General features: G+C 71.8%; 12 protein-coding genes. 5 read left to right on the forward strand and 7 right to left on the reverse strand.

Annotated features, from left to right (window positions below):
- Positions 1 to 2: 2 nt before the first annotated feature.
- The 3 genes from ACFY60_RS23050 to ACFY60_RS23060 all read right to left on the reverse strand — a co-directional run bounded on the left by ACFY60_RS23050 (position 3) and on the right by ACFY60_RS23060 (position 5,595).
- A complete protein-coding gene (locus ACFY60_RS23050; RefSeq protein ID WP_388613495.1) occupies positions 3 to 407 on the reverse strand; it encodes a hypothetical protein in 405 nt (134 codons plus the stop codon).
- On the reverse strand, positions 407 to 3,928 hold the full coding sequence (locus tag ACFY60_RS23055) for an ALF repeat-containing protein (protein ID WP_388613097.1): 3,522 nt from the start codon (positions 3,926 to 3,928) through the stop codon (positions 407 to 409). Before ACFY60_RS23055 ends, ACFY60_RS23050 begins: the two co-directional genes overlap by 1 nt.
- A 671-nt stretch (positions 3,929 to 4,599) precedes the next feature.
- Positions 4,600 to 5,595, reverse strand: coding sequence for a helix-turn-helix transcriptional regulator (locus ACFY60_RS23060; RefSeq protein WP_388613095.1), 996 nt, complete (start codon positions 5,593 to 5,595; stop codon positions 4,600 to 4,602).
- A gap of 80 nt (positions 5,596 to 5,675) precedes the next feature.
- On the opposite strand from ACFY60_RS23060, the gene ACFY60_RS23065 reads away from it, so the two are divergent.
- The 3 genes from ACFY60_RS23065 to ACFY60_RS23075 all read left to right on the forward strand — a co-directional run bounded on the left by ACFY60_RS23065 (position 5,676) and on the right by ACFY60_RS23075 (position 7,088).
- Positions 5,676 to 5,972, forward strand: a complete 297-nt coding sequence (locus ACFY60_RS23065; protein ID WP_388613093.1) for a hypothetical protein — start codon at positions 5,676 to 5,678, stop codon at positions 5,970 to 5,972.
- A 302-nt stretch (positions 5,973 to 6,274) separates the two neighbouring features.
- Positions 6,275 to 6,418, forward strand: coding sequence for a hypothetical protein (locus tag ACFY60_RS23070; protein ID WP_388613091.1), 144 nt, complete (start codon positions 6,275 to 6,277; stop codon positions 6,416 to 6,418).
- A 238-nt stretch (positions 6,419 to 6,656) separates the two neighbouring features.
- A complete protein-coding gene (locus tag ACFY60_RS23075; RefSeq protein ID WP_388613089.1) occupies positions 6,657 to 7,088 on the forward strand; it encodes a cupin domain-containing protein in 432 nt (143 codons plus the stop codon).
- A gap of 216 nt (positions 7,089 to 7,304) precedes the next feature.
- Here the strand turns inward: ACFY60_RS23075 and ACFY60_RS23080 are convergent, their stop codons facing one another.
- From ACFY60_RS23080 to ACFY60_RS23090, 3 genes are all read right to left on the reverse strand, one after another.
- The gene (locus ACFY60_RS23080; protein ID WP_388613088.1) at positions 7,305 to 7,874 is read right to left on the reverse strand and encodes a YdeI family protein; all 570 of its coding nucleotides are present in this window, start codon (positions 7,872 to 7,874) and stop codon (positions 7,305 to 7,307) included.
- Positions 7,875 to 8,322: 448 nt separating this feature from the next.
- Positions 8,323 to 10,161: an FG-GAP-like repeat-containing protein gene (locus ACFY60_RS23085; protein WP_388613086.1), complete on the reverse strand. Its 1,839-nt coding sequence runs from the start codon at positions 10,159 to 10,161 to the stop codon at positions 8,323 to 8,325.
- Between the two features lie 68 nt (positions 10,162 to 10,229).
- Positions 10,230 to 10,949, reverse strand: coding sequence for a hypothetical protein (locus tag ACFY60_RS23090; RefSeq protein ID WP_388613085.1), 720 nt, complete (start codon positions 10,947 to 10,949; stop codon positions 10,230 to 10,232).
- A 404-nt stretch (positions 10,950 to 11,353) separates the two neighbouring features.
- Between ACFY60_RS23090 and ACFY60_RS23095 the strand changes: the two genes are divergently transcribed.
- The gene (locus ACFY60_RS23095; protein WP_388613084.1) at positions 11,354 to 12,448 is read left to right on the forward strand and encodes a hypothetical protein; all 1,095 of its coding nucleotides are present in this window, start codon (positions 11,354 to 11,356) and stop codon (positions 12,446 to 12,448) included.
- Between the two features lie 44 nt (positions 12,449 to 12,492).
- A complete protein-coding gene (locus ACFY60_RS23100) occupies positions 12,493 to 12,993 on the forward strand; it encodes a hypothetical protein (protein ID WP_388613082.1) in 501 nt (166 codons plus the stop codon).
- A 68-nt stretch (positions 12,994 to 13,061) separates the two neighbouring features.
- Here ACFY60_RS23100 and ACFY60_RS23105 read toward each other — a convergent pair.
- The coding region (locus ACFY60_RS23105; RefSeq protein ID WP_389459227.1) for an RICIN domain-containing protein at positions 13,062 to 13,887 on the reverse strand (826 nt) is incomplete at its 5' end.

Genomic DNA, 13,887 nt, shown 5'->3' on the forward strand with positions numbered 1-13,887 from the left:
CGCTACGGCGCTGCCGCTCTGGTGAGCTTCAGGGAGGGCGGTCCGTCCGGGTCCGGACGGAACTCCACAGCGCTTCCCCCGCTCGGGTAGAGCTGGATGCCGGCGACCGTGCCGAGCTCGCCGCTGTCGACCGACAGGTAGACGAAGTCGCTGCCCGCCCGGTCACCGAACCACTCCCACCGGCCGGTGAAGTCCGCGGGTCCGGAGGTCCCGTCCGTCACCACGCCGACGGCGGAGAAGGTCCCGTCGGATGCGAGCCGCAGCTCGGCACCCGTCCCGTCGTCGCGGTACACGCCGGGAAGCCCGGCGGGGTCGACGGGGCCCGTGCACCCCGAGACGAGCGACGCGGCAGTGGTCAGGAGGGCGACGAGCCACCCGGCACCCGCCCTCCCGCGTGCCACGGGCATCACGGGCCCAGCGTGACGTCGAACTCGATCACCTGGGTCTTGGGCGACATCGGACCGGTGTCGCCGACGATCTTGTCGACGAGCGAACCGACGCTGTCGCTCCACCAGTCCGTGTAGCCGATGACCGGAGGATGGGTCGCGGATTCGATGTCCGATTCGTTGTAGGCGGTGTACCGCCACACGACGGAGCCGTCCGCGTTCTTGCGGATGGGCGTCATCCGGACCTGGTGGGAACCCAGGAACGTGTACGCGAGGTTGCCCGTGAGACCGGCCGTGGAGAGCGTCCCGTAGTCCTGGAGGTACTTCCACGCACCGTCGAACCCGCCGAGGGAGTAGTCGTACTTGAGCGTGTGGCCGAGCTCGTACTCACCCGTGCGCGTACGGTTCGCGAAGAAGGCGAGCGCCTCCTGGGTGTGCTCGTGCTCGCGGTAGACGCGGGTGAAGTCGTCGTTCGGGCCGAAGCACTGCGACGTGGGGCCCTTGCCGGTGAGCCAGCTCCAGCCCAGCTCCCACGGGTTGTTGCCGTTTCCGGACTCGACGGGCCTGCCGAACGGCGTCAGACAGCTCTCGGCACCCGCGGGCAGACCGTTCGTGCCCGGCTTGATGGGGGTCGTCGCGTTGTCCAGCGCCTTCTGGATCGCCTCCTGCCGCGCGGCCTCGACGACGAGGTGCTTGGCCCGCAGCGCCGACTGCGCGGCCGCGTCGGCGCTCGCGCCCGCCGCGAGCGACGCCTGGCGGGCCGCCGCGGCCGAAGCGGCGGCGTTCGCGGCGTGGGCGGCGGCCTCGGTGGCGGACCGCACGGCGCGCGTCGCCGCGCTGCGGGCCACGCTGCTCGCCTGACGAGCCGCGGCGGCCGCCCGACGCGCGGTCTCGGCGGAGCGGGCGGCCTCGGCCGCGGATCCCTCGGCGGCCTCGGCGTTCTTGCGCGCCTCCTCGGCGGACAGCTTCGCGGCCGCGGCGTACCCCTTGGCGAGCTCCGCCCACTCGGTCGCCTTCGCGGCGGCGTCGCGTGCGAGGGCGGCGGCCTCGGAAGCCCGTGCCGCGTTCTCCTGCGCCTCCTGGGCCGTCCTGGCGGCGCCCGCGATCATCGCCCGGACCGCGCTGATGTGCGTGGCGTGGTCGTGGTCGATCCGCGCGAACTCGTACTGCGTGGTGCCGACGAACTGGTGCAGTATGTGCGTGTCGCCCTCGAGGGCGATCGTGGCCGCCGCCCTGACGTAGGGGCCCCCGTTCCGCAGCAGCGTGGTGGCCGCCACGCGGTCGTCCTCGTGGACGGCCTTGGCGCGCTCGACGTGCAGGAAGTCGTGCAGAGCCCGGGCGGTGCCGGCCTCCAGCGCCGCCACGGCCGCACGCCGCACCGCCGAACCGGTGGTCCCGTCGGCCAGGACCGTCGTCACCTCGACCCGGTTGTCCTCCTTGGCCGCCTCGATCGCGCCGCTCTCCAGGAACGTCCTGACCTTGGCGTGGTCCTCGGTCCTGAGCACGTCCACCGCGGCCAGCGCCACGTTCCTCGTGGAGATCGCGGCCATGGCCACGACGTTCTCGATGTTGTCCTGCCGCAGGGCGATGAGGCGGTCGGCGTCGATCCAGTGGACGACGTCCTCGTCCGAGCCGGCCAGAGCGAACTCCGCGGCCTGCCGGGTCCACGTGCCCGACCGGTCGACGAGCTGGATCGCGGCCTTGCGCCCCGCTGCCACGGCCTCGGCGGTCCTGCCGTCCTTCAGCGCGGCCTCCGCGGAGGCGATGAGCGCGAGCAACTCCGCGGACAGGCGCGCTTCCTGCGTCCGCTCCCGGTTGTACCGTTCGAGCCGGCCCGTCTCCGCGTCCGCCTCCAGCCGCGCCCGCTCGACCGCCTCGGCGGTCTCCTCGGCCAGCCTTTCGGTCTCGGCCGCACGTGCCGCCTGCTCCACCTCGCGCGCCTTCTCGACCGCCGCGGCGGCCTTGGTCGCCGCATCGACGGCCGCGTTGGCGGCCTCGGTCGACCGGTTGGCGTAATCGACCGCCTGGCCGGCGTGGTTCGCCGCGTCCAGAGCCCGCGCGGCGGCCTTCTCGGCGTGATCGGCGGCACTCTCGGCCGCTTCGCGCGCCACGTGCGCGGCTGCCGCCGCCTGCCCGGCCAGGGAGCGGGACTTGGCAGCGGCCTGCGTCGCCCTGGCGGCGGCGGCCTCCGCCACGGCGGCCTCCCGCTGCGCGGTGGCAGCCTCGGACCGCGCGGCGCCGGAGGCCAGGGCGGCGTCGGCCGACGCCCTGGCCGCCGAGGCCGCGTTGAGCGCCGATCCGGCGGCGGCCGCGCCCGCGGCCTCGGCCGCTTCGGCGGCGACGGCCGCGAGGCCCGCCTTCTGGGCCACCGTGCGGACGTACTGGACCATGGCCGTCGCGGCCCGCGCCGCCGTCCGGGCCGCCTCCGCCATCGAAGCGTCCCTCGAGGCCCCGATCGCCGCATGGTAGGCCTGAGCAGCGGCGCGTCCCGCCGCCGCCGCTGCCGCGGCAGCCGCCTGCGCGGCGGACACGCAGCGCTGCGAGGCGGCCTGCGCCGTCCGCGAGGCCGACACCGCGGTCGCCGCGGCAGCCGCAGCGCCCCGGGCGGCCTGAGCCGCCTTGTTCGCGGCCCTGGCGGAGCGCTGGACGTCGTTCTCCGCGGCCTCGGCCTCGGCCTTCGCCTCCAGCGCCGCCTTCTTCGCGTTCTCGGCGGCCTTGACCGCCTGCTGCGACAGCTCGACGGCCTCGTCGGTCTTGCGGCCGGCGCGCTGCCCCTCCGCCTCGACGACCTTGACCAGCTGCTGGATCGTCGCCGCTTCCTCGTCACGGGCGCGGGCGATGTACTGGCCCGTCTCCAGGAACCACCGGATCGCCCGCGGCGTGCCGTCGTCCAGCGCCCGCTTCGCGTACTCCCGCACCTGCGGCGACGCCGTCACGAGGATCGACGTCACCCGCACCCGCTCGTCCTCCTCCTGCGCGGTGAACTGCCTGCCGCTCAGGAAGGCGCGGAGCGTGAAGTCCGACCCGGCGTTCAGGGCGGCGGCACCCTCACGCTTCACGGCACGGCCACCGTGCGCCATGACCGTGGTCACGGCCACCCTGAGGTCCTCGCGCACCGGGGCCTGGAACCCGCCCATGAGGTACGCCTCCACCGCCGCCGTGCCGCCGGACAGTGCCGCGCCGATGCTCTCGCGGGTCGCCCTGCCCGCCGTCACCAGCGACCTGGTGAGCGTGAACCGGTTGTCCTCGGCCCGGGCGGAAGGCAGCCTCTCGTCGAGGAACGCCCTGACGTCCGCCGCGGTCCCGACCAGAGCCGCGGCGGCCGCGGCGCGGACGGCGCGACCACCCGTCCGGTACGCCCAGACGACCCGGCCCCGCTCGGTGTCCGGCAGACCGGATCCGGCCGGCAGGGAGGCGGCCCCGCCCGCCGCGTACGCCGGGCGGGAGAGCACGGTGCACTCCGGCAGCACACAGGCTGCCGCCACCCCCGTGAAAGCGGCGAGTATCTGACGTCTGCTGAACTGTCGTGAGCGTTGAGACATCACGACTCCCTTCCCCTGCGGTGTGATCCCTGCCAGGACGTGCTCCCGGCCCCACGGACCCTCGTGGTCGGTGGCCGCGCCCCGGTGCGTCGCGTCGGACTCGGACGTGAGTCCCGCGGTGACGTGTCCTGCGGCACGCCGGCCGGGTCACGCCGCGCTCCCTGGCGGCGATCACCACTCTCGGCGCGCCGGGAACACGAGGGGAAGGGGGTTCGGATGGCCGGAAGCGTCCCTGGCCCGTTCTGGCCGGGTGGACTTCCCGGCGTACTCCCACGCCGGCTCGGCCTGACGCGTCCGCGTCGGGGGCGGATGAACGCGCGCGGTCGGGAGCGCCGGGCGGAAGGTGCCGACGGTCGGCGGGAGAGCACGACGCGCCAGGACGTCTCCCGCCGCCGCGCCGTACCGAGGAGTCGGGGGCCGCGGCGCGTCCGGGAGACGCCCGCCGGCCTGGACGCTTGCGGTCAAGGCCCCTTCAGGACAGCGGGACCGGCTTCCGCGGGCGGCGGGACGTGTGAAGACTGGGGTCGCCGGGCGGTGCCGACGGGACGGCACCACCGGCCCGTACCCCTCCGCCACCACCCCGATCCGGGATCAGGATGCCTGCACACCCCTCAGCGGCCCGCACGCCGTTCTCGCCCGCCGACCACGGCGGCCCCTCGGGCCGGGCGCACTCAGTCCGGCTGCGCGGGCAGCCATCCGTGCTGCACCGCCCGGACACCTGCCTCGAACCGGCTGCGCGCGCCCAGCCGGTCCATGAGATCGTTCGCGATCCGCCGGGCCGTCCGCGTGGACACCCCCAGCCGCTTGCCGATCGTCTCGTCCGTGTGCCCCTCGGAGAGCAGGGAGATGAGGGCCGCCTCCTGCGCACTCAGACCGTGGACGTCACGGACGGGCGCCTCCCCGAGCGGCTGCGCCGCGGCCCAGACGCTCTCGTACAGGGCGCACAGCGCGGTCAGCGTTCCCTGCCCGGTCAGCACGACGGCGCCGCCGGCGGTGTCCTCACTGCTCACGGGTATCACGGCGGTCGACCGGTCCACGATGATCAGACGGGTGGGCAGGGAAGCCGCGGTGCGGACCTGCCCGCCCGACGAGGCCGTCCAGCGCGCGTACTCCACGGTCGGCCGGTGGTGGCGGACACTGTCCAGGTACACCACCCTGGTCCGCACCCCGCGCCCCAGCAGCTCGGCGTCCAGCGGCCGGGACGCGGCGATGTTCTCCTCCGTCTGGGGGCCTCCGGGAGCGAACGTCATGACCTCGTGGCGCACTTCACGGGTCAGCCGCGCGAGGCGGTCCCGGATCTGGTCGAGACCGATCAACTGCTCGACCCCCGGGCTGGCGCCCGCGGGACGCAGGTCGGCGTACTCGGAGATCAACTGGGCGGCCGCCGCGCGGGAGGCCTCCAACCGCTGCTGCTGGGCCGCGATCCGGGCCTGCTGGCGGGCCATCAGGACTTCCATCCCGAGGTCGGGCGACACCGCGCGCAGACCCCCGCTCCCGGCCGACGGCCGGACCAGCGCGAGCTCACTGAGGACGTCGAGACCGTCACGCACCTGCTGTTCCGTCGCGCCGATGCGGGCGGCCAGGGCCGCGACCCCGCCTCCCGGAGCGGCCAGCATGGCGCGGTAGACGGCCTCCGCCATCGTGTCGAGACCCAGCGCAGACAGCATGTCATTCCCCCCGGAAGTGCTCATCCCCCACACACAAAGATCATCATATGCCCGCAGCGGGATGGCAGAAGGAACGAGTTATGTACCTCGTACACGCGCACTTGCGACCGCCGGCCCAGGGCGGCGAACTGCCACCCGACGTACGCGCACTCGTCTACGGGTGCGCCCGCCCCGGGGAGGGCCTGGAGCACGTCAGCGTGCACGGTGACATGCCCTCGGCGCCGGTGCTGGGCCTCTTCCTCCTGGCCGAGTCGCTGGCCCGGGCGGAAGCGAGCGCGGCGGCCGTCTGCGCCCGGCTCCTGGCGAGCCGCCCCGAGTTGTCGGGCTGGACTCTCCTGCGCGCGGAAGCCCCCCTCATCGTCATCGACGGGCAGTGAGGCCAGGCACCGTCCGGAGCTCCGATCCGGGCCGGTCCGGCGGAACACCGCACGCCCGGCGTCGCGCAGGCCGCCCGACGATCGACAGGGGCAGCCCCCACCGCAGGTGGACACAAACGGCCGCTGCCGTTTCCGTCCACGCGCCGGCCCTTTCACCTCCGCCGGCGTGCGGCGACAGTAGTTCTCGTCCGAACGGACACCACCCGCCCGAGGCACTCGGACCGGGAAGCGCCACCGCGGGGCGCCACCGATCCCGAACACGTGCCCGACGTGTCGTCACCACCCAGGAACGGAAGAACCCCATGTCCCGCATGCGCATCGCCCAGGCCGCCGCGGTCCTCACGCTCGCCCTCGTCGCCCCGCTGTTCGCCGCCTCGACAGCAGCTGCCGAACCGGCCCCGTCCGTCCCCACCACCACGGCTCAGGGCAACATGGGCTGGCAGTAGGCGCGTGACGGACGGTGGCCGCAGCCCCCGCCGCGGCCGGCCGCCCCGCCCGCACGGCCTCCATGAGGGACCTCGTCCAGGCGCCGCCACCGCGCCGCACCGCCCCGAGGTGCTCCTTCTTCTCCCCGTCAGGCCGTACGCCCTGCGGGTTGCCGGTGGGCGGTGGCGCCGGCGCAGTCGGCGCGGATGGGCCGAAGGCGGCGTTCCACATCAGCGAGATGCGCCAGAATGCTCGCTCATGAACGACATCTGTGAGCTGGTGACGCGCCTCGGCCTGGAGCCGCACCCCGAGGGCGGATGGTTCCGGCGCACCTGGGAGACCGGCTCGACAGCCGTTCCGGACGGGCTCGCGGGGCCGCGCCCTTTCGCGACGGGCATCTACTTCCTCCTCCACCCCGGTGAGGTCTCCCGCTGGCACCGGCTGCGTTCGGACGAAATGTGGCTGTGGCACCGGGGCAGCCCGCTGACCCTGCGGCTCGGCGGCAGCGCGGCCGCTCCCGACGAGGCGGGCGTCGTCGTGGTGGGCCCCGACATCGAAGGCGGGCAGAAGCCCCAGTTCCGCGTCCCCGCCGGCGTCTGGCAGACCGCACAACCAGCAGGCGACGAACCGGTCCTGGTCTCGTGTGTCGTCGCCCCTGGCTTCGACTACGAGGATTTCGAGATGCTGTGACACCACACGCAGCCAGGTCGAGGAGGAGGGGAGTGACGCCCGGGCCCGCGTACGACGTGGCGACCACCCGGACCACCGGGGAAGGGCCCTACGACGGCTGCTGTCCATGTCCTGACCGTCCCCGCAGGACGGACGCGGGCTGAGGCGCCCCCCGACCGCAACCGGCCCGGCAGGGACAGGCGGGGCCCTGACGTGCCGGGCGCCGCCCACGGATCGTCACGGATAAATCAACTCGCGATTCGCCATCATGGTGACGAACTTCTCGATCCGCTTGGCGCGTGTCTCGGGTTTCTTGGCGCTCTGTACGCGATACAGGATCGCGTACCTGTTCCTACTGTCCAAAGTGGCGAAGAATTCCGCCGCCTCGGGAATTTCCAGCAGAGCTTCCTGGAGGTCGTCCGGGACGGTGCTCTTGCTCTGCGAGGCGTAGGCCGCCTCCCAGCGTCCGTCGGCCTTGGAGGCGTCGATCTCCCGTTGGCCCGCCGGCCGGATCCGGCCGTCCGCGGCCAGTCGTTCGGCCCGCCCCCGGTTCACCTGGGACCAAGGGCTCCTCTTGGTCCGTGGCGTGAAACGCTGCCGCCAGTACAGGTCGTCGACTCTGTCGCGCCGACTGTCGATCCAGCCGAAGCAGAGGGCCACATCGAGCGCTTCGCTGTAGGAGATGCTGGGAAGGCCACTGGCCTTCTTCGCGATCTTCACCCACACCCCGGGTTCACTTTCGTGATGCTCCTCCAGCCACCGTTCCCACTCGGCCTGATCCCGGAAAGAGATGGTCGGTTCGCTCATACGTCGATCCAACCAGAAGGCGGTGGTCCCCGGACCTCTTCCCGGAGATCCGCTCTCACGGTCGCCCCACTCCCACGCGGCCGGCTGCGTTCCACCGAGCTGATCGCCGATGCCTACAGCATGCCCGGCGCCCCGCACCGGCCCAGGACGCGTACCCCCGCCCTGTGCCACCGCCCTTCACCGCCGGCCGCCTGGTCGTCCGGACTCCTCACGCGCTCCGGCGCCCGGCCTCCCCGCCTGTTCGGCTGGAGGACGGCATGCCGTACGCGAGGTGGACCCGGTCGCCGGACCGGAAGCCTGCGGAGGGCGGGGCGCCCTCCGCAGGCGGTGAGACGCCGGCGCCCCGTGACTTTTCCCGCCGCGTCCACACGGCGCCGGGGCGGCGCGGTCCACTCCGCGAGCCGGCGCAGGTCGCGCTCGCAGCGGGCGGCATCAAGGGGGCGCGGGGTCAGCGGGTTCGGAAGCGGCGGTAGAGGCTGCGGGCCACGTACACGCCCGGCCCTCCGAAGCCGATGATGTCGACGCGTCCGTCGCCGGTGATGTCGGCGAGGAAGCGGGGGTGGTGGCCGACACGCCAGGCACCGGCGTCGTCGTTGTACCCGAAGCCCCGGCAGACCAGTTGCGCCTGTTCGAACGTGCCGTCGCCGCGGTTGTGCGCCACCCAGACCCCTTCGTCGCCGAAACCGACGATGTCGGGGGTGCCGTCACCGGTGACGTCGGCGAGGAAGCGCAGGTGTTTCGTGGCCGTCCATCCCTGGGCGGTGCCGAAGTCGTTCAGGACGAGCTTCGGGGTCTCGCAGGTGCCGTCCGCGAGGCCGCGCGCGACGACGACTCCGTGGGGGCCGAAGCCGATGATGTCCGTCGCACCGTCGCCGGTGGTGCTCAGCAGGAACCGCGGATGCTCCTCCGCCGAGGCCCATCCCTGGTCGGTCCCGAAGTCGTCGACGACGTACAGGGGTTCGGCGAAGACGCCGTCCTCGTCCTGGAGGGAGATCCAGACGCCGTCGTCGTGGCAGCCGACGATGTCGAGCCGGCCGTTGCCGGTGGTGTCGGCGAGGAAGCGGGGATGCCGGTCGGCCGACCATCCGCCGGCCTTCTCGCCGTGGCCGAACGCCCGCAGAGCGGGCTCGTCGGACAGTGGCGCGAACGTCCCCTCCTCGTCCTGGAGGGAGATCCAGACGCCGTCGTCGTGGCAGCCGACGATGTCGAGCCGGCCGTTGCCGGTGGTGTCGGCGAGGAAACGGGGATGCCGGTCGGCCGACCATCCCCCCGCCTGATCGCCATGGCCGAACGCCCGGAGGGCCGGCTCGCCGCCGGTGGGCGGGAACGTGCCGTCCTCCTCCTGGAGGGACACCCGCACACCATCGGCTGCCAGCACCACGATGCCGGGCTTGCCTTCACCCGTGACGTCGGCCATGGTCCACAGGTCCGCGGGGTTCGAGGAGGGCGCGGGCGGGAGCAGGACGCGCTCCTCGTCCTCGAACGTGCCGTCACCCCTGGCAGCCGCCGTCACCACCCCCTTGGCCGGCTTGAGCGCGACGATGTCCGCCGGCGCCTTCCCGGCGGTCTCGGCGAGGAACCGCGCGCCGAGCCCCGCCCAGGAGCCCGCTTGTCCGCCGGGGCGGGGCGCGGCTCCTTCGCTCTTCCAGCCGCCGGTGTCCCGGTCGGTTCCGAACTTCTCGAGGACCCGCAGCAGATCGCTGAACGAGGGTGTCGCGTCGGGCGCGGGGCGCAGCGCCGGCGAGGGAGCCAGCCGCCAGGACTGCCTGCCGTTCCAGTGCCCCAGCCGTGCCCAGCGCAGTACGGGGTCGCTGACGCGCTCGGGCTCGGCCGGGACGAGACGCCACCGCTGACTTTCCGCGTCCTCGTCGTACGGGCGCAGGACGACAGGGATGCCGCTCTCGGCGGTCGCCTCGGCGTCGAGGTCGAGGACGGTGTCGTCGGCCGCGCTCTCGACGAAGTAGAGGCCGGCTTCGCCGACGACGGGAACGAGGCGCCACTGCTGGCTCTTCTTTCCGTCGGCCGCGTCCCCCTGCCGGATGCCACCGCCTGCGGTGGCGGGCTGCTCAAGGGCCTTGCCCCCGGCGGCGTTACGGATCACGTACACCTGTTCGTCCTGCGCGGACCGCACGGGGACGATCTGCCACTGCTCCGGGGCCGGCCCCTCCTCGGGGAGCTCACGGACGACGAGCGCCCCGTCCTGTCCCGGCGCGGTCCTGCCGTCGAGGATCTTCCCCGTGGCGGCGTTGACGATCTCCAGTTTCAGTTCTTCGGTGGGCACGGGCATCGTGGTGCCTCTTCCAGGCGGTGCGGACGTTGTCGAGGACCGGGTTGTCGTACGGCGGTGGCCGCGGATCACGTGAAGACGTGGTGGTACGGGACGTTCCACTCGCTCGGCAGGCGCGGGTAGAACGTGTTGATGACCGTCCCGGTGAAGTCCCCGCCCCAGTTGTGGGTGAGCCGGACCTCGCTGTTGGCCGTCACCGCGTGGTCCTTGAAGCCGAGGATGGTGTCGGGGTGGGTGATCGGCACGAAGGTGATGCCGCCCCACGGCGTGACCGTGACGACCCAGAGCTGGGTGTCCTCGGGCGCACCGTTCTTCCCCCGCCACTTGTCACCGACCTTGTCGGGCAGGCCGACCTGGACGGTGTCGGCCGTGCTCTGCGGGGCGTCCTGGTGGACGGTGATGCGCCTGCGCCGCGGCTTGGGCGTGCCGTCGTCACCGCGCCCGGTGTCGGTTCCGCCCGCGCCGGCGGGCTCGGGCGTCGCCTGGCCGGCGGCGCTCTCGACGAAGTACAGGGGCCGCTGCCCGAAGAATCCGGCAGGGGTGATGTGCCAGAGATGGCCCTTGGCCTCCTTGACGGTCTCGTCGAGGACGGTGGCCAGCTGGACGCCCTTGTCGTGGCTCTCCTCGCCCAGCTCGGCGGGCCGCAGGTAGCCGCCGTTGAAGGCGTGGACGAGCATGACCGGACGATTCTCGACCAGCGCCGCCACGATCGCGTTGTCGTAGCTGTTCACCGCCACCGGCCCGCCGACCACCAGATTGGACATCGCCGTGCGCTCTTGGGTGTACATCGCGAACCTCACCTGTTCTCAACGGGGGAGAAGAATGCTCCGGCCGCTCGATCCAACGGCCGGAACATCGCATCACTGCTGACTTGCCGGATCTCGCCGAAGAAGTGCATGAAAACCGGCTCATGACTGAAAAGGGGAATTCACCCGTGTCAATGATCGAGCTCACGGTACCCGTTGGCATGAGGGGCGAAAAGTCATCGATCGAGTGACGGGTGGTGAAGAAAGGTCACTTCATCGGCGTTTCGGAAGTAACTTCTTAAAATCGATCACTCGATTGAGGGTGACATGCGGATCCGTCTTTCCGGGGGAGGGGGCGCGCGGTAATTTTGCCTGTCGGAACGTGCGCCGATTTCTGTTTACATTTCACCGAGCACGGATCGGCTGAATTAGTTGAGGACGGGTCAATGCCTTCCACCGCATACAGCCTGGTAGACGCCAGGCGTCAGCCACTGACGAAGAAGAACCTGCGGGAACTCAACATCGAGCAGGCCTGGCAGGCCATCCTGAACCACCCCAACCTGGTCTACGCCGACCCGTCCGGTGTGAAGCACAAACCCGTCGGGTTCTCCGTGAACAAGTCGAGCTTCGGCACCTTTTCGGGGACCGCGTTCGAACGGGGCTGGCTCGCCTACATGAACCTCGGGGAGCCACTGATCGAGGTGCGGGGCGACATCGCCCAGCCCCCGCCCGACACGTTCTCCTCCCGCACCTACGTCAACCGCAGCGGTACCGAGATGACCTTCACCGATTCGGTGGACTTCACCGTCTCCAACGGGGTCACCTGGTCGCTCCACGGCGACGCCAAACTCACCTTCGGCGGCAGTATCGGTGCCTCGCTGCAGCTGCAGCTGCAGAACCAGCTCCGCCTGGACCTGCAGTCACAGCTCGCGGCCTCGTGTCAGAACGGGACGGCGAACAAGAACGCCAACACGGTGACCAACAAGAACAGCAAGGACAGCGTCGGCGTCGACAACGCCAACACCACCGAGACGTCCGCGAGCAGCTCCGCGACGAACTCCTCGTCGAACACGATGACCAATTCGGTGGGGTTCACGACCTCGGGCACCGCCACCGGCAACGCGTCGCTCAACGCCCAGCTGGCCCTGGGCATCGCTGCCACCGTCGGTGGTTCGCTGAACACCAGCTGGGCCTCGAAGTCCCAGATCTCCGGCAAGGTGCCGGCCAATTCCCGCGTGCAGACGATCGTCACCCAACGGCGCACCCGCAAGCAGTACACCTACGAGATCCCGGTGACCTTCTCCGGACTGATCGCGGTCCAGTACGCCGTGCCGGCAACGGTCCTGTCCCCTCCACAGCCCGGCGCGTACCCAGGCCTCAGCCACATGGTCGCCCGTGACATCAACGACATCGACCTGGCGCCAGGTGGCTTCCGCATGAAGGGGCTGGCCGAGGTCGTCTCCGCGCTGGACGTCCACCACACCCTGCTCGACATCGAGAGCCTGACCGCCAGCCTGCAGACGCTCTACAAGCAGCCCTGACCACGCGGCACCTACGCCCACGACGACGACCAGAGGTGACGACCATGGTGTTCGACAACATCTTCGACTCCGCCGGCAAGAACGCGGGTCTCTTCTCCGTGACCACCGACAGCACGAAGGCCCGACCGGGCGAGGGCGTCGACTTCGAGGACTCCGACGAGGGCACGTACGACGACACCAGCACCAGCCTGTTCACCACCGCCATCCACGGCGCCTCCTCCCGCGCGAAGACCGTGCAGGAGACCTCGCCCGAGGCGCGGGCCGTCCTGGGCTTCCTCGGCTCCTTCATCCGGACGGCCCAGGCGTCCGCCGGCGCGCAGGCCCGGTACGCCCAGGACCCCGGCTCGGTCACCAGGGCCGCCTCCGCCGGCATGCAGGACGCGAGCGCGACGGTGAAGGAGCACGGCGACCTGAAGAAGGACGAGGATCTCCGGAACAGGCCGAAGAAGGACGACTTCGCCAAGCCCCCCAAAACCCCGGAGGCACCGGCGGCTCCAGAGGCACCCAAGGCGCCGAAGGCCGCTGCGGAAAAGCCGGACCGCTGAGAGGAATAGGACCCGGAGACACCGGACGGGCAGGGGCGAGACCGCCCCTGCCCCTTCTCATGCGCCGGTCATACGGGCAGCAGCTGCCACTGCCGGCCCTGGTGGTCGCCGTCGGAACCGTGCTGCCTGATCACCGTGCGGGCGTTGGTGTCGACCCTCAACAGCAGACCGCTGCTGTGGTTGGCGATCTCGAAGACCCGCGGCGTGCCGGTCACCGGGCCGACCGGGATCAGCCTCCAGTGCTGGTGGTGCGCGTCGCCGCCCTCGTAGACGCGCTGTGCGACCGCCGCCCCCGCCGCCCCTTGAGCGTCGGTGATCTCCAAAACCTTGCCGCTGCGCACGTTCTCGATCCGGTACAGCACCTCGCCGTCCGCCTGGCCCGCCGTGATCAGCCGCCACCGCTGGTGGCTCCTGGGTGAGGCGAGCACCTGATGGATCTCGGCGCCGTCCTTGAGGGACTCGCGGTCGACCCCCATCCGCAGCCTGCTGCGGACGTTCATCCAGGAGACCTCCGTGCCCGACGCGGGCATGCCGGCCACCCTCGCCGCCTCGACTCTCCGGAGCCGGTGGTTGACGTGGTCGGCGATGTGGAGGGCGCCGGCGCGGCTCACAGCCAGCCCGACCGGATTGTTCAGCTGTGCCGCGGTCGCCGGGCCGTCGTCTCCGCCGAAGCCGGCGGCGCCCGTTCCGGCGACCGTGCTGATCGTCCCGTCCGCGGCGACCATGCGGACGCGGTGGTTGTGGTGGTCGGAGAAGTAGAGAACACCGCCGCCGCCGACGGCCAGTCCCAGAGGGCAGTTCAGCTGTGCCGCGGTCGCCGGGCCGTCGTCTCCGCCGAAGCCGGCGGCGCCCGTTCCGGCGACCGTGCTGATCGTCCCGTCCGCGGCGACCAAC

It is taken from the genome of Streptomyces sp. NPDC012827 (genome assembly GCF_042900905.1).
GTDB classification, from domain to species: Bacteria; Actinomycetota; Actinomycetes; order Streptomycetales; family Streptomycetaceae; genus Streptomyces; species Streptomyces gulbargensis.

Excerpts from the sequence above, each read along its gene's own strand:
- ACFY60_RS23065 (WP_388613093.1), top strand. The coding sequence starts at position 5,676 with ATGTACCTCGTACACGCGCACTTGCGACCGCCGGCCCAGGGCGGCGAA.
- ACFY60_RS23095 (WP_388613084.1), top strand. The coding sequence starts at position 11,354 with ATGCCTTCCACCGCATACAGCCTGGTAGACGCCAGGCGTCAGCCACTG.
- ACFY60_RS23080 (WP_388613088.1), bottom strand. The coding sequence starts at position 7,874 with ATGAGCGAACCGACCATCTCTTTCCGGGATCAGGCCGAGTGGGAACGG.
- ACFY60_RS23075 (WP_388613089.1), top strand. The coding sequence starts at position 6,657 with ATGAACGACATCTGTGAGCTGGTGACGCGCCTCGGCCTGGAGCCGCAC.
- ACFY60_RS23050 (WP_388613495.1), bottom strand. The coding sequence starts at position 407 with ATGCCCGTGGCACGCGGGAGGGCGGGTGCCGGGTGGCTCGTCGCCCTC.
- ACFY60_RS23100 (WP_388613082.1), top strand. The coding sequence starts at position 12,493 with ATGGTGTTCGACAACATCTTCGACTCCGCCGGCAAGAACGCGGGTCTC.
- ACFY60_RS23090 (WP_388613085.1), bottom strand. The coding sequence starts at position 10,949 with ATGTACACCCAAGAGCGCACGGCGATGTCCAATCTGGTGGTCGGCGGG.
- ACFY60_RS23055 (WP_388613097.1), bottom strand. The coding sequence starts at position 3,928 with ATGTCTCAACGCTCACGACAGTTCAGCAGACGTCAGATACTCGCCGCT.
- ACFY60_RS23070 (WP_388613091.1), top strand. The coding sequence starts at position 6,275 with ATGTCCCGCATGCGCATCGCCCAGGCCGCCGCGGTCCTCACGCTCGCC.
- ACFY60_RS23085 (WP_388613086.1), bottom strand. The coding sequence starts at position 10,161 with ATGCCCGTGCCCACCGAAGAACTGAAACTGGAGATCGTCAACGCCGCC.
- ACFY60_RS23060 (WP_388613095.1), bottom strand. The coding sequence starts at position 5,595 with ATGCTGTCTGCGCTGGGTCTCGACACGATGGCGGAGGCCGTCTACCGC.